General features: G+C 66.1%; 19 protein-coding genes. 10 read left to right on the forward strand and 9 right to left on the reverse strand.

The features are described from left to right. Positions 1-97: 97 nt before the first annotated feature. Together ACV229_RS08175 and ACV229_RS08180 are read right to left on the reverse strand one after the other, a co-directional pair. Positions 98-358 (reverse strand): DUF2866 domain-containing protein, encoded by a 261-nt coding sequence (locus ACV229_RS08175; RefSeq protein WP_448082699.1) that lies wholly within the window; start codon positions 356-358, stop codon positions 98-100. 205 nt (positions 359-563) lie between these two features. Continuing rightward, entirely contained in the window at positions 564-1,715 is a 1,152-nt protein-coding gene (locus tag ACV229_RS08180) for a porin (protein ID WP_448082605.1), read from the reverse strand. 306 nt (positions 1,716-2,021) lie between these two features. Between ACV229_RS08180 and ACV229_RS08185 the strand changes: the two genes are divergently transcribed. Beyond that, positions 2,022-2,831 (forward strand): MetQ/NlpA family ABC transporter substrate-binding protein, encoded by an 810-nt coding sequence (locus ACV229_RS08185; RefSeq protein ID WP_448082606.1) that lies wholly within the window; start codon positions 2,022-2,024, stop codon positions 2,829-2,831. Positions 2,832-2,977: 146 nt separating this feature from the next. Here the strand turns inward: ACV229_RS08185 and ACV229_RS08190 are convergent, their stop codons facing one another. The 4 genes from ACV229_RS08190 to ACV229_RS08205 form a co-directional block, all read right to left on the reverse strand. Then, positions 2,978-4,093, reverse strand: coding sequence for a succinylglutamate desuccinylase/aspartoacylase family protein (locus ACV229_RS08190; RefSeq protein ID WP_448082607.1), 1,116 nt, complete (start codon positions 4,091-4,093; stop codon positions 2,978-2,980). Between the two features lie 258 nt (positions 4,094-4,351). Next, positions 4,352-5,134: an ABC transporter substrate-binding protein gene (locus ACV229_RS08195; protein WP_448082608.1), complete on the reverse strand. Its 783-nt coding sequence runs from the start codon at positions 5,132-5,134 to the stop codon at positions 4,352-4,354. Between the two features lie 236 nt (positions 5,135-5,370). Then, positions 5,371-6,291, reverse strand: coding sequence for a LysR substrate-binding domain-containing protein (locus ACV229_RS08200; protein ID WP_448082609.1), 921 nt, complete (start codon positions 6,289-6,291; stop codon positions 5,371-5,373). Further along, complete coding sequence (locus tag ACV229_RS08205; RefSeq protein WP_448082700.1) at positions 6,288-6,686, reverse strand: hypothetical protein; 399 nt, start codon at positions 6,684-6,686, stop codon at positions 6,288-6,290. Before ACV229_RS08205 ends, ACV229_RS08200 begins: the two co-directional genes overlap by 4 nt. On the opposite strand from ACV229_RS08205, the gene ACV229_RS08210 reads away from it, so the two are divergent. Genes ACV229_RS08210 through ACV229_RS08220 form a run of 3 tightly spaced genes read left to right on the forward strand, consistent with a single transcriptional unit; the run spans position 6,685 to position 7,886 of the window. Further along, on the forward strand, positions 6,685-7,008 hold the full coding sequence (locus ACV229_RS08210) for an ArsR/SmtB family transcription factor (protein WP_448082610.1): 324 nt from the start codon (positions 6,685-6,687) through the stop codon (positions 7,006-7,008). The genes ACV229_RS08205 and ACV229_RS08210 overlap by 2 nt on opposite strands. Next, positions 7,005-7,415 carry an SRPBCC family protein gene (locus tag ACV229_RS08215; protein WP_448082611.1) on the forward strand — a complete coding sequence of 137 codons (411 nt, stop codon included), beginning with the start codon at positions 7,005-7,007 and terminating at the stop codon, positions 7,413-7,415. The genes ACV229_RS08210 and ACV229_RS08215 overlap by 4 nt, the downstream gene beginning before the upstream one ends. Before the next feature lie 54 nt (positions 7,416-7,469). After that, positions 7,470-7,886: a DUF1801 domain-containing protein gene (locus tag ACV229_RS08220; RefSeq protein ID WP_448082612.1), complete on the forward strand. Its 417-nt coding sequence runs from the start codon at positions 7,470-7,472 to the stop codon at positions 7,884-7,886. A 105-nt stretch (positions 7,887-7,991) separates the two neighbouring features. Here ACV229_RS08220 and ACV229_RS08225 read toward each other — a convergent pair whose 3' ends face one another. Further along, complete coding sequence (locus tag ACV229_RS08225; RefSeq protein ID WP_448082613.1) at positions 7,992-8,438, reverse strand: MarR family winged helix-turn-helix transcriptional regulator; 447 nt, start codon at positions 8,436-8,438, stop codon at positions 7,992-7,994. Positions 8,439-8,520: 82 nt separating this feature from the next. Here ACV229_RS08225 and ACV229_RS08230 point away from each other — a divergent pair, with 82 nt between their 5' ends. The 3 genes from ACV229_RS08230 (at position 8,521) to ACV229_RS08240 (ending at position 10,692) form a co-directional block, all read left to right on the forward strand. Beyond that, a complete protein-coding gene (locus ACV229_RS08230) occupies positions 8,521-8,886 on the forward strand; it encodes a hypothetical protein (protein ID WP_448082614.1) in 366 nt (121 codons plus the stop codon). 85 nt (positions 8,887-8,971) lie between these two features. Continuing rightward, positions 8,972-9,589, forward strand: a complete 618-nt coding sequence (locus tag ACV229_RS08235; RefSeq protein WP_448082615.1) for a glutathione S-transferase family protein — start codon at positions 8,972-8,974, stop codon at positions 9,587-9,589. A 215-nt stretch (positions 9,590-9,804) separates the two neighbouring features. Beyond that, positions 9,805-10,692, forward strand: coding sequence for a DMT family transporter (locus tag ACV229_RS08240; protein WP_448082616.1), 888 nt, complete (start codon positions 9,805-9,807; stop codon positions 10,690-10,692). A 1-nt stretch (position 10,693) separates the two neighbouring features. Here the strand turns inward: ACV229_RS08240 and ACV229_RS08245 are convergent, their stop codons facing one another. Further along, positions 10,694-11,596 (reverse strand): LysR substrate-binding domain-containing protein, encoded by a 903-nt coding sequence (locus ACV229_RS08245; RefSeq protein WP_448082617.1) that lies wholly within the window; start codon positions 11,594-11,596, stop codon positions 10,694-10,696. Positions 11,597-11,799: 203 nt separating this feature from the next. On the opposite strand from ACV229_RS08245, the gene ACV229_RS08250 reads away from it, so the two are divergent. From ACV229_RS08250 to ACV229_RS08260, 3 genes are all read left to right on the forward strand, one after another. After that, entirely contained in the window at positions 11,800-13,608 is a 1,809-nt protein-coding gene (locus ACV229_RS08250; protein WP_448082618.1) for an ExeM/NucH family extracellular endonuclease, read from the forward strand. Between the two features lie 214 nt (positions 13,609-13,822). Then, positions 13,823-15,010, forward strand: coding sequence for a M20 aminoacylase family protein (locus ACV229_RS08255; protein WP_448082619.1), 1,188 nt, complete (start codon positions 13,823-13,825; stop codon positions 15,008-15,010). 52 nt (positions 15,011-15,062) lie between these two features. After that, positions 15,063-16,409: an MFS transporter gene (locus tag ACV229_RS08260; protein ID WP_448082620.1), complete on the forward strand. Its 1,347-nt coding sequence runs from the start codon at positions 15,063-15,065 to the stop codon at positions 16,407-16,409. Between the two features lie 153 nt (positions 16,410-16,562). On the opposite strand, the gene ACV229_RS08265 is transcribed toward ACV229_RS08260, so the two are convergent. Continuing rightward, complete coding sequence (locus tag ACV229_RS08265; protein ID WP_448082621.1) at positions 16,563-17,483, reverse strand: LysR family transcriptional regulator; 921 nt, start codon at positions 17,481-17,483, stop codon at positions 16,563-16,565. Positions 17,484-17,593: the final 110 nt, after the last annotated feature.

Below are 17,593 nucleotides of genomic sequence, written 5' to 3' on the forward strand. Positions count from 1 at the left end.
AAAACGCGCAGCGTAACAGACTTCGTGGGCGCGTCAAACGAGACCGAGTACCGCACGCGGGCGTTGCGGGCCTGACCGGCCGCGAAAGGGCGGGGTGTCAGAACTGCAGACGGCCGTCGCCGTACAGGCGTCCCGGCACGTGCGATGCGACGACTTCCGCGATTTCCTCGTCGGTCGCGTCGGCCGGCACGACCTGGCGCCGCGCGGGCGCGTCGAGATGCATCGTCCATTCGACGAGCCGGTAGGGACGTCCCCACGGGCGCTGCATTTCGACTGACACACGGCAACTCTGGACGGGCAACGAATGCTGGCGCGTCAGAAGCGTGTGCAGATGGCTGAAAACGGTATCTTCGATCATCATGGCTTCCGGTCCTGTCCTTGGGTTGAACGGCGGCTGCGCCACCGCTCTAAAAAAAAAGCCGCCGATGCTCAGGCGGCCAACAGGGGGGGTGAGTGCATCCTCTCAGCCCAGAATTAAGCGAAACTTAAAAGCGCATAAAAAAGCGCCCCGCATGGAAGCGGGGCGCTTTTTGCCGTGGTGATCCGCGTGTTAAGCGAACGCTTTAGAACTTGTGACGGATACCGACACGTGCGGCGATCTGGTTCGACGAACCGTTGCCCGACGTGTTGAAGTAGCTCGTGCTCGAGCCGATCTGCGCTTGCACGTTGTTGCCCGACGCCTTCTGGTAGATCACGAGGCCGTACACGTCCGTACGCTTGCTGAGCGCGTAGTCGAGCGCGAGGTCGCCCTGGTTCCAGTGAGCCGACGCGCCGGTTTGCGTCGCGTTCGTGTACGTGTAGCCCGCTGCAGCCGACAGTGCCGGCGTGAGCGCGTACTTCAGGCCGGCTTCATACGCGTTGTAGAACGTGCCGTTTGCGCCCGAGACCGTCGAGAATTGCGTGCGCGTCCACAGCAGCCATGCCGTTGCCGGGCCCCAGATGTAGCGGCCGCCGACGCCATACGTGCGCAGGTCGCGGACGTTGCCCGTGCTGATGTTCGCGATCGACGTCGAGAACGCCGGCGTCGACTGGCTCGGGAAGCGGATGTCCGTGTACGCGGCGCCCACCGACAGCGGGCCGTTCGCGTAGTTCAGGCCGAAGCTGTATGCACGCGACGAACCGCCGGTGTTCGTGGCGCCCGAGCCCGGTGCGCCTGCGAAGTCGGTCGAGTTCGAGAAGCCGTACAACGCGCCGAACGTGAAGCCGGCGTAGTTCGCGCTCTGGAACTTCACTGCGTTGTTGATGCGGCTCGACGTGAGCTGGTCGATGTCGTTCACGTGGTACGCGTAGTTACCCGCGACCGTGTTGCCGCCCGTCGAGTAGTTCGAGCCGAGGATGTCGGTCGAGAACGAGTACTGGCGGCCGAGCGTGACCGTGCCGTACTGGGCGGTGCTCAGGCCGACGTATGCCTGGCGGCCGAACATCGCGCCACCCTGGCCGAGCGTGCCGTTGCCGCTGTTGAAGCCGTTTTCGAGCACGAAGATCGCCTTCAGGCCGCCACCGAGGTCTTCGGTGCCCTTCAGGCCCCAACGGCTGCCCTGGGCAACGCCGTCGTCGTACTTGAACATCTTGCCGCTGCCGCCGTTGGCGGTCTTGCTGTGGTTCACGTAGCTGATACCTGCATCGATGATGCCGTACAGCGTGACGCTGCTTTGTGCGTGTGCCGCGCTAGCCGTTGCTGCGAGGATCGCGGCGGTCAACAGTTTCTTGTTCAAAGGATTCTCCGAGCGAGTAAATGGCGTGTCCAGTTGCGGTTCCGGCGCTCTGGCGGCGCTCTTGTGGACCGGCGGCAACTTTATCGGCGCGTCACGTATTGAATGTGACAGCTCTTGTCATATTGCTGAAGTGTGGCGTCGATGCGACACCAAATGATGCTCGGTTGCACTCGCCGCGGTTATATCGATTTCGGCTGTCGTTTGATCCGGCTCGGGAATATGCACATGAAATTCGCTTGGTTGGTACCGGTCCGACCCCATGCGACGATGCACGCTCTCACAACGACACGGGACAGAGGACACCCCATGCGACGCTCGATCTGGTTGACTGGCTTTGCTGCGCTTGGCGCGGCCCTGATATTCGCGGCGCCGGGCGCGTACGCTGAATCGCAAACCCTGAAAATCGGCACGATGAGCGGCCCGGACGCGCAGATCTGGTCCGAGGTGACGAAGGTCGCCGCGCGCGACGGCCTCGCGATCAAGGTCATCGAATTCAACGACTACGTGCAGCCGAACGCCGCGCTCGACGCGGGCGATCTCGACGCGAACGGCTTCCAGCACCAGCCGTTCCTCGACAGCCAGATCAAGCAGCGCGGCTACCGGATCGTCAACGTCGGCCTGACCTACACGTCGCCGATGGGCTTCTATTCGAAAAAGCTCAAGTCGCTGAAGGACCTGCCGGTCGGCGCGAAGGTCGGTATTCAGAACGACCCGTCGAACGGCAACCGTGCACTGCTGCTGCTGCAGAAGTATGGCGTGATCAAGTTGAAGCCGGGCGCCGGCACGAACGGCGTGAATGCGACGCCGCTCGACGTTGCCGAGAATCCGAAGAAGATCAAGCTTGTCGAGCTGGATGCCGCGCAACTGCCGCGCGCGCTGCCTGATGTCGACGCCGCGTCGATCAACACCGACTACGCGGTGAAGGCGGGGCTCACGCCGGTGAAGGACGCGATCGCGATCGAGGACCTGAAAGGCCCGTACGCGAACCTGATCGCGGTGCGCGCGCAGGACCGGGACAAGCCGTGGGTGAAGAAGCTCGTCGCGGCCTACGAGTCGGACGACGTGCGCCAGTTCATCAACGCGAAGTTCGGCGGTGCGATCGTGCCGGCGTTCTGAATGCGGATGGGTGGCGGGGCGCGCGCGCCCCGCCACGTCGCCAGGTGAAAACGACATCGCCCGCGCAAGCGGGCGATGTCGTTTCCAAGCCGGCCAGCCCGCCGGGAACGGTCAAGCCGCCCGGCAGGCGCGGATCGGCTGGCCGCTCAGGCCGACAGCAGCGACCCGGAACGGAACGGTGTCGCGCCGGCGATGCGCGCGACTTCCATGCCGGCCGTCGCGAAGCGCACGACCTGCCGCGCATACAGCATGCCGGACACGCTGCTCTTCAGCGTGACGACACGATCGGTCAGCGGATCGACGATATCGACCACATCCTGGCCGGCCTCGATCCACACGCCGACCGGCGTGCGGAACACGATCACGCCCGACACCGGCGCGACGAGCGGATCGGTGCCCGCGAGCGGCGTCGCCGGATAGGCGAGCGGCGGCAGCGGCGCGGGCGTGCCGTCGATCACGCCGCGTTCGGTCAGGTACTCGACGATCGCCTGCGAATCCTTTTCCGCGAACTCGTACGACACGTCACGTTCGCTACGCAGCTCGACGGTGACCGAGATCGCGCCGTTCGGAATCGGGAAACGGTCGCCGAAGCGGTCGCGCAGATCCGACCAGCAGAAGCTGTGGATCTCGTCGAACGGATTGCCGACCGAGTTCAGCGCGAGCAGCGACGCCTGCGAATCGAGGTAGCGCGCGAGCGGTTCGACGTCGTCCCACAGGTCGGGGTTCGTGTACAGGTGCATTACCGCATCGTTGTCGCAATGCAGGTCGAGCACGATATCGGCGTCGAACGACAGCTTCTGCAGCGCGAGGCGCTGCGATTCGAGCTCGGTGCGCGGCTTCTGCTCGTCGAGCGCTTCGCGCATCGCCGCGCGCACGATCGACACGTTGCGCTCGGCGTCGTGCGTCAGGCGGGCTTCGACGCGCGGCAGCACGAGCGCGGCGAGATCGTAGAAATTGCGGTTGAAGTTCTGCATCGAGCCGAGCTCGAAGCGGCCGAGGTGATCGCCGAACACGTGCTGCGACAGCCCGATCGGGTTCGGCACGGGCACGATGACGACTTCGCCGCGCAGCTTGCCGGCGGCTTCGAGCGCCGCGATCTTGCGGCGCAGCAGTGCGGCGACCAGCATGCCGGGCAGCTCGTCGGCGTGCAGCGACGACTGGATGTAGACCTTCTTGCCGCCGCGCGGGCCGTAGTGGAAGCTCGTGATCTGGCGTTCGGTGCCGACGGCGGGGGAAATCAGCGGATGGGTCTGCGTTTGCATGATGAGAAGTGTGCGGCGCAGCCGCGAATGATCCGGTGTGCGGGAGAGATCGATTGTACGTTGCCTTTCACGAACCCATCAAACCGGCGCCGGAACACGGGTTTTTCCGTTTCGAATCATTCGGTTAACGCGGAAAAAATCAGCGTGCGCCGATGAAAGGACCCGCGTGCGCCGATGCGCGCCGCGCGTTTCGTTGCGCGCGCGCATAAAAAAACGGGCTCCTCGCGGAGCCCGTCTGCATGCGCGGAGACCGCGCGCTTACTTGCCGTAGACGTCGAAATCGAAGTACTTCTTCGCGATCTTGTCGTACGTGCCGTCCTTGCGCATGTCGCCGATCGCCTTGTCGATCTTTGCCTTCAGGTCGGTGTCTTCCTTGCGCAGGCCGATGCCCGCGCCGTTGCCGAGCGTCTTCGGATCGTCGATGTCGCCGCCGACGAACTGGAAGCCCGCGCCGCGCGGCGTCTTCAGGAAGCCGATGTCGGCCTGCACCGCGTCCTGCAGCGCGCCGTCGAGGCGGCCCGCGATCAGGTCGGCGTAGACCTGGTCCTGGTTCTGGTACGGCACGACGGTCGCGCCGGCCGGTGCCCAGTGAGCCTTCGCGTAGGTCTCCTGGATCGTGCCCTGCTCGACGCCGATGCGCTTGCCCTTCACGCCCGCGTCGGTCGGCATCAGGCCCGAGCCCTTCTTCGCGACGAGGCGCGTCGGCGTGTTGAACAGCTTCGTCGAGAACGCGATCTGCTCCTCGCGCGCCGGGGTCATCGACATCGACGACAGCACGCCGTCGAACTTGCGGGCCTTCAGCGCCGGGATCATCCCGTCGAAGTCATTCTCGATCCATACGCACTTCGCCTTCAGGCGCGCGCAGATCTCGTTGCCGAGATCGACGTCGAAGCCCATGACCTTGCCGTCCGTGCCTTTCGATTCGAAAGGCGGGTAGCTTGCGTCGACGCCGAAACGCACGGTCGACCAGTCTTTCGCGTACGCGCTGCCGGCCGACACGGCAAGCAGGGCAACCGTCACTGCCGCAAGAACTTTTTTCACTCGGTGACTCCTCGTTTTGTTCGATGGGTGCGCGGTTGTGCCGCGCCGTAAGCCTTCGGTCCGGCGCGGCTTCGCGTCGGACTGTCCGTTTCGCTTGCCCGATAGGGGCGCGCGACGTGCGGAGATTATCAAGACAAAATACCGGCAGGGCGCCTAGGAAATGCCCCGATAGCCGTCGGCCGGGCCCGACAGCGGCGCTACCACGTCGGCGCAACCGTCTTGAGCACAGGAACGATTCAGCCGAGCGTTTCGTTGACGGCCTGCCGCAGGCACGTGACGAATTGCGTGACGGCCGGCGTCGGCAGCAGGTCGCGGCGCGCGATGATCGACAGGTCGAAGCGCGGCATGTTTTCGTCGAGGTCGGCCGTGCGGATGCCGAGCGGCGCGACCGTCGCGGCCAGCGGGCGCGTGAAGCAGGCGATCACGTCCGAGCGCGCGACGAGCCCGAGCGTTACCGCGAACGACATCGGCGAGCGCAGCAGGCGCGTCGGCCGCGGCAGGCCGCGCGCGTCGAACATCGTCAGCACCACGCTGTGCGGGAATTCGTCGGCGCCGACGGTGACGATCCATTCGGCCTCGAGCAATTCCTCTAACCGGCGCGCATGCGCGAGCGGATGGCCTTCGCGCATCACGACCGCGAATTCGGTCGAGAACAGTGGCCATTGCGTGAAATCGCGGTCGAGCGCCGGGACATGGTGCATCGCAGCGATGTCGAGCGTGCCGTTGCGCAACTGCGCGAGCGCGTCCGGCACCGTCACTTCCTCGAGATGCAGGTTCACGCGCGGCATCGACCGGCGGAACGCCGTCACCGCGTACGGCAACGCAGTCAGCGCGATCGACGGCATCGTGCCGACCGCGACGCGTCCCGACATCTCTCCTTTCACCTGCTCGACCGCTTCGACGGTGCGGCGCATGTCGCCGAGCAACTGCTCGGCGCGCGGCAGCAGCGCGTGCCCGCAGGCAGTCAGATCGACGCCGCGGACGCTGCGGACCAGCAACTCCGCGTTCAGCGCCGTTTCGAGCTCGCGGATCGTATGCGTGATCGCGGGCTGCGTGACGCCGAGTTCGCGCGCGGCGGCGCGCAGGCTCTTGTGGTGCGCGGCGGAGACGAACGCCTGGAGCTGCGCGATGTTCAGGTGGTTGCGGATGCGGGTCATCGATCGGGTCCGGAAAGGCGTCGGGGCGCGTGTGCGCCGGCCGGATCGGTGCGCATGTCGAGCGATGCGACGGTATCGATGATCCACGCGGGATCGGCGTCGATCGGCTTCGATTCGTGCACCTCGTAAAAGCCGAACGAAGGAATGAACGGCGGCCGGAGATCCGAGGTCCTGGTGTCCGATCCGGAGACGATGCCGAGCGCGTTCATTGAGGTTCCTTGGCGTAAAGCGCGATCGTAGCATCGGCGGCGCGACGGCATCGACGCGGGGCGGCGGAGGGTGCGGCGGTGACCGGCCGCGACGCGTGCCCGTATCGATCGGATCGCGCTCGCGCTTGACTCGTTCGCCGGTTCGACTATAGTCATCCATAACTCGCTGGTTATGAATTGCAACATGCAGAACGCTCACGATGTCCTTTTCAGAACGCTTGCCGATCCGACCCGGCGGGCGATCTTCGAGCGCTTGTGCCGTGACGGCGAGCAGACGGTCGGCGCGCTGACGGCCGAAGCCGGGATCTCGCAGCCGGCCGTGTCGAAGCATCTCGGTGCGCTGAAGCAGGCCGGGCTCGTGCGCGACCGCCACGAGGGCCGGCACACGCATTACAGCGCGCAGCTCGGTGCGCTCGCGCCGCTGATCGATTGGGCAAGCCAGATGACCGGCTTCTGGGAAAGCCGGTTCGACCAACTCGAAGATCTGCTGAAGAGGATGGACCAATGAGCAATATCTCGACCGAAACGCGCTCCGTCGTCGTCGAACGGGAGATGCCTTTCCCGTCGGAAAAAATCTGGCGCGCGCTCACGCAGCCGCACCTGATCGCCGAGTGGCTGATGCAGAACGATTTCGTGCCTGTCGTCGCGCACCGTTTCAATCTTCGCGCGGACTGGGGCGCGGTCGACTGTCAGGTGCTGACCGTCGAGCCGAACCGGACGCTCGCGTACACGTGGGCGGCCTATGGTGTCGACAGCGTCGTCACGTGGACGCTCACCCCGACGCAGACGGGCACGCTGTTGCGCATGGAGCAGACGGGCTTCCGGCACGATCAGCAGCAGGCGTACCAGGGCGCGCAGTACGGTTGGCAGAAGTTCTTCGCGTCGCTCGAGCAGGTGCTCGCGCGGATCGACTGAAGGCGGCCGGTATCGCGCCGCAGGCTTGGCGTTGACCCTCGAGGAGACAAGGACATGAAGAATGGCGGGCCGCAGGATGACAAGTCGCCGTCCCAACTGATCGACGGCAGAATCGAGGAACTCGCAGACTGGCGCGGCGAGACGCTCAGCCGGCTGCGCGCGCTGATCCGGGAAGCCGACCCGGACGTCGTCGAGGAATGGAAGTGGCGAGGCGTTCCGGTGTGGTCCGACGGCGGCATCATCTGCACCGGCGAGACCTACAAGAGCGTCGTGAAGATGACGTTCGCCAAAGGCGCGGCGCTCGCGGATCCGGCGGGCCTCTTCAACTCGAGTCTCGACGGAAACACGCGGCGTGCGATCGATATCCGCGAAGGCGAGGCGATCGACGAGGATGCGTTGAAGACGCTCGTTCGCGCGGCCGTGACGCTGAACCGGTCCAAAGCCAAATCCAGAACCAAGGCCGGAAGCTGATGCACGGAGTCGGGCGTCCTTCTCGGGTTGCGTCGGACCCCGTATTCTACGGTCGATTGTTTCGGATGACGAATGACGAGGCGCGATCGATCCGCGTCGCAAGCATCAGGAAAGCGCGGCCAACTGGCGACGCAGTTGATCGACTTCGCCCGGCGCAAACGGCTTTTCGATTTCGGCGTGCGCCTGCTGCCAAAGAGGGAACGCTCTGGCCAGCAGGCGGTGGCCGGCGGGTGTCAGGCTGAGCAGGCGGCTGCGCTTGTCGTCCGGATCCTGCTGGATCGTGACCAGATTGCGGCGCTCGAGCGGCTTGAGCGCGGCCGTCAGCGTGGTGCGATCCATTGCCAGCAGCGACGACACCGCTTTCATCGCCGGCGGATGGGGCCGGTTCAGCGACATTAATAGCGAAAACTGCCCGTTGGTGAGATCCAGCGGACGCAGGACGTCGTCGAATATCCGCGCCAGGTTGCGCGCTGCCCGCTGCATGTGCAGGCACAGGCAGCAATCGCGCACCATCAGCGTCGTTTCGAAGGGGAGTCTTTCTGCACGTGACATGTTGCAATTGTGTTGATATCAACCTATCTTGTCAAGGGCGATGGGCGATGTCCCGTCGCGCCCATCAACAGACGGAGGACGCATGAGCGCACAGCAGTTGTTTCTCGCCGTATTTCTCGGCAGCAAGGACAGCCCGCGCATGAAGGCGTGGATGTCGCTTTCGGAACAGGATCGGCAGGCGAAGGAAAAGGAAGGCATTGCGGCATGGAAGGCGTGGGTCGACCGGCATCAGGCATCGATCGTCGAGATCGGCGGGCCGCTCGGCAAGACCAAGACCATCGACGAACGCGGCATCGCCGATACGGCGAATGCGCTGACCGCCTTTACGGTCGTGCGAGCCGCGTCGCAGGAGGAGGCGGCCAGGATGTTCGAAGGCCACCCGCATTTCTCGATCTTCCCGGGTGAGTCGATCGACGTGATGCCGGTCCTGCCGATTCCCGGCGCCTGAGCCGCATGGGGTTGCGGGCGTCACGAGGGCCGTTGCGAATGTCGCCCGCCAGCAGCAGATCTACACGACACTTTGGAGATTCGTCATGAAGCTTTACGGATTCGCCGGAACCCGGACGCAGCGCGCGCTCTGGGGGCTCAAGGAACTCGACGCGGACTTCGAATTCATCCCGGTCAACCTGCTCGAGGGCGAGCACAAGCGGCCCGAATTCCTGCGCATCAATCCCGCCGGCAAGGTGCCCGTGCTGGTGGACGGCGACCTCGTGATTCCCGAATCGGCGGCGATCGTGCTGTATCTCGCGAACAAATATCCGGAGAAGGCGTTGCTGCCGGACGATCTCGCCGAGCGGGCGCACGTGTATCGCTGGGTGATGTTCGCGGTGACGGAACTCGAACAGCCACTGTGGAGAATGACTCGGCATTCGATGCTCTATCCGCCGGAGAAGCGCAGCCCGGCCGATATCGAGCTGGCGCGGGAGGAGTTCGCCGCGATGGCCGCGATCCTCGACAGGCATCTCGAAGGGCGCCAATTCATCGTCGGCGACACGCTGACGGTGGCCGATTGCGTGACGGTCTATCTGATCGATTGGGCCAACGAATTCCACCTGATCGATGCATTCCCGCAATTGCAGGCGTATCTCGAACGCCTGTATGCGCGGCCCAAGGCGCCGCAGCGGATCGCGGAGACGCGCAGGGCGGCTTGAGCGCGACGGACGTCGGCGCGACGCTGCGTCTGCGACGTCGCGTCATCCGATCGCACCGCACGCACCGCGCCGACACGTCAATGCAGAAAATCTGAAGTCACTGCACGAAAAGCTCGCTTGTCCTTGCGGACCGGTGCCGTCACATTGTCTCGAGCAGCAACCGTCATCGTTTCCGGCCGTCAGGCCGGACCCTGAACTCCGCTAGAGACTTCGCCATGAACGCGATTCAACTGATTTCACTCGCTGCAATCTGGGGCGCGTCCTTCCTGTTCATGCGGATGGGGGCGCCCGCGTTCGGGGTGATTCCGCTGATCGCGCTGCGTGTCGGGATCGCGACCGTGCTGCTGTTGCCGGTATTGCGAAACGCCGCCGCGCGCACGGAGTTCCGGACACACGCCGGGCCGCTGTTCGTCGTCGGCATCATGAATTCGGCATTGCCGTTCTGCTTGCTGACCTATGCGGCGCTCTATGTATCGGCCGGCGTGGACTCGATCCTGAACGCGACGACGCCGATGTGGACGGCAATCGTTGCCTTTCTGTGGCTGGGTACCCCGCTCAAGCGCGCGCAGGTCGCGGGATTGCTGGTCGGGTTCGCCGGCGTGGTGATGCTGGCGTGGGATGCGATCGGCGCAGGCAGCAACGGGGTGCTCGGTGCGGTCGCGGCGGCGGTGCTCGCGACACTGTCGTACGGCTTTGCCGCAAACTATTCGAAACGCAGGCTCGCCGGCGTGCGGCCCTTTGTTTCCGCGTTCGGCAGCCAGCTGTTCGCCGCGCTCGCGCTGGCGCCCGCAGCGTACCTGTATTGGCCGCACACGCCGATCCATGCGATCGACTGGGTGGCGGTCGCGCTGCTGGGCGGGCTCTGCACGGCGGTTGCCTACATCCTCTACTTCGGGCTGATCCGCAACGCCGGTGCCCAGTACGCCGCATCGGTGACGTTTCTGATCCCGATCTTCGGCGTGGTCTGGGGGGCGATCTTTCTCCACGAACGCATTACGGTGCAGGCGTCGCTGGGCTGCGTCGTGATCCTGCTCGGGACCGCGCTTGCGGCCGGCAAGATCACCGGTCTGTCGGGAGCGTTGAGGATGAAGCGGCAGTCCTGACTCACGCGCTTGCGTTCCGGTCCTGCAGGATTTCGCGCTGGATCCAGGTCCGGAACGCGTCGATTTTCCATTCGTCCGCTCGCTGGTCGCTGCAGACGACGTAGTAAGCGAACTGCGTGGGCCACGGCAGATCCAGCGCCCGAACCAGGTGCCCCGCCGCGATCTCGTCGTGGACGTAGACATCCCTTACGAGCGCGATGCCTTGTCCGGAGATCGCCGCCTTCACGAGCAATGAATCGTCGGTGAAGCTCGTGCCGCGCTGCGCGCGCTTGTCTTCGATGCCGAATGCCTTGAGCCAGAGCGTCCAGTCGGCCCGGTCGGCGTCCTGCAACAGCGGATAGCCCAGGCAGTCCTGCGGGCCTGCAATCGGCCGGTCCGGACTCAGCAGGCGCGGACTGCAGACCGGCAGCAGCTCGGGTGTCCAGATCTTGAAGACCGCGTGTCCCGGGTAGGTGCCCAGTCCGTGGCGAATCGCGATATCGACGTAGTCGCGACGCAGGTCGAGCAGCCGCGGGCTGCTGTCGACGGCAATCTCGATGTCCGGATGGAGCGCGTTGAAATGGCCGAGCCTCGGCACCAGCCATGCATCGGCAAACGATGCTGTCGTGCTGATCGTCAATCGGACGACGCGCAGGTCCGTGGCCATTCCATTCGACCAGATCGCCTCGATCTCGTCGAACTTGGGCAGCAACTGCTCGAACAACGCCCGCCCCGACGCCGTCAGCTCGACTTCGCGGCTTGTTCGCGTGAAGAGGCGGACCATCAACCGATCCTCGAGTTTCGCAATCTGCTGGCTGACCGCGCCGGGGGAAACGCAAAGCACGTCGGCCGCGCGCTTCATGCTGCCGCATCGGCCGACTTCGATGAACGTGTGCAGCGCGCTCAGGGGTAACGATTTGCTCATCTGCGTATTCGATCGGGAACGGCTTCGGATGGCTGGAAGGGCTCCAGACTAACCCGATTTCGAACGGGGTTGCAGATCCGCGCGCTGCCGCATGGCGGACCGTCCGGACTCGCCAATTCATTACATATTGCTGTCTTGTATTTACCAAAAACTGTCATCGTGCGTCGCTAAGCTTTCGACACCCTCACAACCCGGATCTCGCCATGCGCACGCCGACGCCGCTGTTTGTCACCCTGTTGCTCCTGCCCGCCCTTGCCACGCCGGTGTTCGCGGCGACCGCCGCGCCTGTCAGCGCGACCTGCGGCGGCAGCACGACGCCGATCGCCGAGATTCAAGGTCCGGGCGCGCCGTCGCCGCTCGCCGGCCAGAACGTGTCGATCGAAGCGGTCGTCACCGCCGATTTCGGCGGCACCGACGGCTTCGGCGGCTTCTTCGTCCAGCAGGCCGATCCGCAGCGCCGCAACCAGCCGGGCGTCTCCGAGGGGTTGTTCGTCTACTCGCCGAAAGCGCGCGCGAAGGCGGGCGATCTCGTCCACGTGACGGGCAAGGTCGAGGAGAAGTACGGCCAGACGCAGCTCACGCTGTCCGGCGCGATCGCGGTGTGCGCGAACGGCCAGACGGTCACGCCCGCGACGCTCACGCTGCCGGTCGCGTCGACGTCGGACTTCGCCGCGTATGAGGGCATGCTCGTGCGGCTGCCGCAGACGCTGACCGTCACCGACATCTACGAACTCGGCCGCTACGGCAGCGTGATGCTCAGCAACGGCCGCCTGCGCACGCCGACGAGCGTCGTGCCGCCCGCGCAAGCGCAGACGCAAATCGACGCGAACGCGCGCAACCGGCTGATCCTCGACGACGGCTCGAACAAGCAGAACCCGGCGACCGTGCCGTATCCGGCGCCGGAACTCTCGGCCGCGAACACGCTGCGTGCGGGCTACACGGTCAGCAACGTCGAAGGCGTGCTCGAGATGCGCTACGGCACGTGGCGCCTGCAGCCGGTGCCCGGCGCGGCCGCGCCGGCGTTCAGTGCGCGCGCGAATCCGCGCACCGCGGCGCCTGCGCGCGACCCGAAGTCGAACCTGCGGGTGGCTTCGTTCAACGTCCTCAATTACTTCAACGGCAACGGCCTCGGCGGCGGCTTCGACGATCCGAACAACCGTGGCGCGAAGAACTACCAGGAATTCGTTCGCCAGGACGCGAAGATCGTCAGCGCGCTGAAGGCGCTCGACGCCGACGTGATCGGCCTGATGGAAATCCAGAACAACGGCTACGGCGAACTGAGCGCGGTGCGTCAGCTCGCGGCGAAGCTCGGCGACAGCTGGCGCGTCGTCGATCCGGGCACGTCGAGGCTCGGCGGCGACGCGATCGCGGTCGCGATGATCTACGACAGCCGCAAGGTCGAACCGGTCGGCCGCGTGGCGACGCTCGCGATCGACGACAAGAACCGCCAGCCGCTCGCGCAATCGTTCCGGCGCGTTGGCGGAAACCAGGCGCTGACGGTCGCCGTCAACCATCTGAAATCGAAGAATTGCCCGGACGCGGCGAGCGACGATCTCGACCAGGGCGACGGCCAAGGTTGCTGGAACGCGACGCGCACGCGCGCGGCGGCGAAGCTCGCGGACTGGCTCGCTGGCGCACCGACCGGCGTGCAGGGTCAGGGCGTGCTGCTGATCGGCGATTTCAACAGCTACACGCATGAAGATCCGATCCGCCTGCTCGAGTCGCGCGGCTACCGGAACCTCGTGTCGCGCTGGGTCGGCGCCAACGCATACAGCTACGTGTACAACGGCGAAGCAGGCTATCTCGATCACGCGCTCGCGTCGCTGCCGCTCGCGGCGCACGTGAAGGCCGTGCACGAATGGCACATCAACGCGGACGAGCCGGTCGCGCTGCAGTACACGCTCGCGTACAAGACGGCCGAGCAGCAACGGACCTACTACGCGCCCGATGCGTACCGCTCGTCGGATCACGATCCGGTGCTCGTCGACATAGCGCTGCCGGGCGGTCGCTGATCGGCCGATTGGCGGCCGAATGATTTCGATCGTGCGGCATGCGTGTCATGCCGCGCGTTGTTGGCGCGTCGAGGGATAACCCTGATCAAAAAATGTTATCGGGGTGAAAAATTTCACATCTTATTGAATCGAAATCGGCTCGATATAGTGGCTCGCTTTCGTCCTGTCGCACGCACGTGCGCCGGGACGCCAGACAAGAAGCCGGAGCCACGACATGACCGACACCCGATTCACCGAAATCGAAGACCTGCAGCCCGCCGCCGCCGGGCTGCGCGAGATCCGCCATCACATCCACCGCCATCCGGAACTCGCTTACGAGGAAGTCGAGACGGCCGCGCTCGTCGCCGACCGGCTCGAACAATGGGGCTGGCAGGTCACGCGCGGCGTCGGCAAGACGGGCGTGGTCGGCACGCTGCGGGTGGGCGACGGCACGCGCAGCATCGGCATCCGTGCGGACATGGACGCGCTGCCGATCCACGAGGCGACCGGCCTGCCGTACGCGAGCGCGACGCACGGCAAGATGCACGCGTGCGGGCACGACGGCCACACGACGATGCTGCTCGGCGCCGCGCAGCAGCTCGCGAAGACGCGCAATTTCTCGGGCACCGTGCACCTGTATTTCCAGCCGGCGGAAGAGCACGGCGTCGACAGCGGCGCGAAGAAGATGATCGACGACGGACTGTTCGAGCGCTTCCCGTGCGACGCGGTGTTCGGCATGCACAACCATCCGGGCGCGGCGCCCGGCGTGTTCCTGACGCGGCGCGGCCCGTTCATGTCGGCGGGCGACAAGGCGATCATCTCGATCGAAGGCGTCGGCGGCCACGCGGCGCGGCCGCACCTGAGCGTCGATCCGGTCGTCGTCGCCGCGAGCATCGTGATGGCGCTGCAGACGATCGTCGCGCGCAACATCGATCCCGCGCAGCCTGCCGTCGTCACGGTCGGCTCGATGCACGCGGGCACCGCGAACAACGTGATCCCGCACGGCGCGCGCCTCGAACTGAGCGTGCGTTCGTTCAGCCCCGACGTGCGCGCGCTGCTGAAGCGCCGCATCGTCGAGCTCGCCGAATCGCAGGCCGCGAGCTACGGCGCGACCGCGCACGTCGAGTACATCGAAGGCTATCCGGTCGTCGTCAACTCCGATGCGGAAACCGATTTCGCCGCGCAGGTCGCGCGCGAGCTGGTGGGCGACGCGAACGTCGTCGAGCAGACCGACCTGCTGATGGGCAGCGAGGATTTCGCGTTCATGCTGCAGCAGCGCCCGGGTTCGTTCGTGCGGCTCGGCAACGGCGAAGGCGAGGACGGCTGCATGGTCCACAACCCGAAATACGACTTCAACGATCGCAACTTGCCGATCGGCGCGGCGTTCTGGACGCGCCTCGTGGAACGCTATCTGGGCCGGTGACGGCGGCAGGGCGCGGCCGGCGCCTCCGGCCGCTTCGAGAGGAGACCTGACGATGCAGAAAGACAATCTCGCGCTGCATGCGACTGCGCCGGCCGTACCGCCGGCGACCGTGACCGCGGATGCCTGGCCGGATGCGCCGGTGGTCCCCCGGCGCGGCGCGATCGCGGCGGCGGTGATCGGCAACTGGCTGGAGTTCTTCGATTTCACCGTGTACGGGTTCTTCGCGGTGCTGATCGGCAAGCTGTTCTTCCCGTCGAGCGACCCGACGACGTCGCTGCTGCTGTCGGTCGCGACGTTCGCTGCAGGCTTCTTCACGCGGCCGCTCGGCAGCATCGTGCTCGGCGTCTATGCGGACCGCAAGGGCCGCAAGGCCGCGCTGAACCTGACGATCATGCTGATGGCGTTCGGCACGGGCCTGATCGCGATCGCGCCGACGTATGCGCAGATCGGCGTGGCCGCGCCGCTGCTCGTCGTGTTCGCCCGGCTGATTCAGGGCTTCTCGCAGGGCGGCGAGTTCGGTGCGGCGACGTCGACGCTGCTCGAGCAGGGCGGTGTGTCGCGGCGCGGTTTCCGCGCGAGCTGGCAGCTCGCGACGCAGGGCGGCGCGGCGCTGATGGGCTCGGGGTTCGCGGCGCTGCTGTCGAACACGCTCGCGAAGGACGCGCTCGAAAGCTGGGGCTGGCGGCTGCCGTTCTTCGCGGGCGTGCTGATCGCGCCGGTCGGCATGTACTTGCGCCGGCGGCTCGCCGACGATGCGCCCGGCGACGGCCACCATGGGCTCGACGGCGGCGTGCTGCGCGAGCTGTTCGCCCAGCACGGGCGCACGGTGCTGCTGCTGACGCTCACGGTGATGGGCGGCACGGTGTCGACATACATCCTGACCTTCTACATGCCGACCTATGCGATCCATACGCTCGGGCTGCCGATGAAGCTGTCGATGTTCGTCGGCGTCGCGTCGGGATGCGTGACGCTGGTGATGTGTCCGCTGTTCGGCTGGCTGTCGGACCGGATCGGCAGCCGCCGCCTGCCGATCTTCGTCGGCCGCGGGGTGCTCGTCGCGCTGCTGTTTCCGGCGTTCTGGCTGATGAACCACCATCCGACGCTGTCGGTGATGATGCCGGCGACCGCGCTGATGCTGGTGTTCTATTCGATGGGCTCCGCGTCGGAGTTCGCGCTGATGTGCGAGTCGTTCCCGCGCCACGTGCGCGCGACGGGCATCTCGATCGCGTATGCGCTCGCGGTGACGATCTTTGGCGGCACGTCGCAGCTCGTCGCGACGTGGCTCGTCCAGGCGACGGGCAGCAAGCTCGCGCCGGCCGGGTATGTCGCGGTGTGCGTGCTGGTGTCGCTGGCGGCGGTGTCGATGCTGCGCGAGACGGCGCGGGACGGGGGCGAGTGAAGCGGATTGAAACCGCGTGCGCGGCGCGGCGGGCGTAAGGGACGTAAGGGGCGTAAAGGGCGTAAAGGGCGTAAAGGGCGTAAAGGGCGTAAAGGGCGCGCTGCGCCGACCGCATCGACGCGGTCGGCCGCTTGCCGGTCGCATGGCGCCCGCTTACTTGCTGCGCACCATCCGCAGATAGGACGCGAGCATCGACGCGAGTTCCTGCGCGGCGGGCGTCAGCGGCACGGCGGCGCGCTGCAGCAGGCAGACGTCCTGCGCCGCCGCGCGCTCGCGCACCGGCACCACCGCGAGCGACGATGCGAACGGCCCGTGGCGCGTCACGGCCTCCGATTCGAGCGACAGGCAATCGGTCTGCGTGACGAGCTGCAACGTCTCGAACATCCCTTCGACCGTCGCGAGGATCGTCGGCGGCGGTTCGCCGTGCGTGTCGAAATACGCGAGCAGCCGGTTGACGACCGGATCGGCGCTCAGGTTCGGCGAGCGCGTCGAGACCCACGCGCAGCCCGCCAGCTCGGCGAGCGAGCGCGCGTGCGCGTTCGGATGGCCGTTGCGGCAGACGATCACGGGCGCCGACGCATAGAGCGGCGTGACCGCGAGATCGGTCGTGTCGGTTTCCTTCGACACGAGCGCGATCGCGAAGTCGACGGTGTTCTCCCGCAGCCAGCCGATCATCATTCGCGACGTGCCGGTGCGCAGGTGCACGTCGATCCGGTCGAAGCGCGCGCGGAACGCGGTCAGCACCGGCGCGAACGCGTCGATCAGCGGCTCGGTCACGAGGCCGAGCGTGACGGTGCCTTCGTACGCGCCGCTCAACTGGCGGATTTCGCGCTCGACCTGCTCGCATTCGCCGAGGATCGCGCCGGAGCGCAGCAGCAGCCGCTGGCCGACGGGCGTCGGCACGATGCCGCGGTTGGTGCGCGTGACGAGCGTCGCGCCGAGCGCGGCTTCGAGGCCTTGCAGTTGCTGCGTAACGCCGCTTTGCGCGAGATCGAGCGCGCGTGCCGCCGCGCGCAGGCTGCCGTGTTCGACGACGGCCCGGAAGATGCGGAGCTGCGACAGCGTAAGCGCCATGGAGGGGGCTGGTGATCGGAAAGACTGATCATGATAAGGCAGGCGCAGATTCCCGGGCGGCGGCGCGCGCACTACGATCGTCTGCAGTCCGGCTCGCGCCGCCTGTCCAC

The organism is Burkholderia sp. MR1-5-21, from assembly GCF_053427715.1.

What these genes read in the sequence shown, in the direction of transcription:
- ACV229_RS08220 (WP_448082612.1), top strand. Translation starts at nt 7,470, where the DNA reads ATGAAGAATGGCGGGCCGCAGGATGACAAGTCGCCGTCCCAACTGATC.
- ACV229_RS08255 (WP_448082619.1), top strand. Translation starts at nt 13,823, where the DNA reads ATGACCGACACCCGATTCACCGAAATCGAAGACCTGCAGCCCGCCGCC.
- ACV229_RS08240 (WP_448082616.1), top strand. Translation starts at nt 9,805, where the DNA reads ATGAACGCGATTCAACTGATTTCACTCGCTGCAATCTGGGGCGCGTCC.
- ACV229_RS08250 (WP_448082618.1), top strand. Translation starts at nt 11,800, where the DNA reads ATGCGCACGCCGACGCCGCTGTTTGTCACCCTGTTGCTCCTGCCCGCC.
- ACV229_RS08225 (WP_448082613.1), bottom strand. Translation starts at nt 8,438, where the DNA reads ATGTCACGTGCAGAAAGACTCCCCTTCGAAACGACGCTGATGGTGCGC.
- ACV229_RS08200 (WP_448082609.1), bottom strand. Translation starts at nt 6,291, where the DNA reads ATGACCCGCATCCGCAACCACCTGAACATCGCGCAGCTCCAGGCGTTC.
- ACV229_RS08230 (WP_448082614.1), top strand. Translation starts at nt 8,521, where the DNA reads ATGAGCGCACAGCAGTTGTTTCTCGCCGTATTTCTCGGCAGCAAGGAC.
- ACV229_RS08210 (WP_448082610.1), top strand. Translation starts at nt 6,685, where the DNA reads ATGCAGAACGCTCACGATGTCCTTTTCAGAACGCTTGCCGATCCGACC.
- ACV229_RS08245 (WP_448082617.1), bottom strand. Translation starts at nt 11,596, where the DNA reads ATGAGCAAATCGTTACCCCTGAGCGCGCTGCACACGTTCATCGAAGTC.
- ACV229_RS08185 (WP_448082606.1), top strand. Translation starts at nt 2,022, where the DNA reads ATGCGACGCTCGATCTGGTTGACTGGCTTTGCTGCGCTTGGCGCGGCC.
- ACV229_RS08215 (WP_448082611.1), top strand. Translation starts at nt 7,005, where the DNA reads ATGAGCAATATCTCGACCGAAACGCGCTCCGTCGTCGTCGAACGGGAG.
- ACV229_RS08235 (WP_448082615.1), top strand. Translation starts at nt 8,972, where the DNA reads ATGAAGCTTTACGGATTCGCCGGAACCCGGACGCAGCGCGCGCTCTGG.
- ACV229_RS08265 (WP_448082621.1), bottom strand. Translation starts at nt 17,483, where the DNA reads ATGGCGCTTACGCTGTCGCAGCTCCGCATCTTCCGGGCCGTCGTCGAA.
- ACV229_RS08175 (WP_448082699.1), bottom strand. Translation starts at nt 358, where the DNA reads ATGATCGAAGATACCGTTTTCAGCCATCTGCACACGCTTCTGACGCGC.
- ACV229_RS08260 (WP_448082620.1), top strand. Translation starts at nt 15,063, where the DNA reads ATGCAGAAAGACAATCTCGCGCTGCATGCGACTGCGCCGGCCGTACCG.
- ACV229_RS08205 (WP_448082700.1), bottom strand. Translation starts at nt 6,686, where the DNA reads ATGTTGCAATTCATAACCAGCGAGTTATGGATGACTATAGTCGAACCG.
- ACV229_RS08190 (WP_448082607.1), bottom strand. Translation starts at nt 4,093, where the DNA reads ATGCAAACGCAGACCCATCCGCTGATTTCCCCCGCCGTCGGCACCGAA.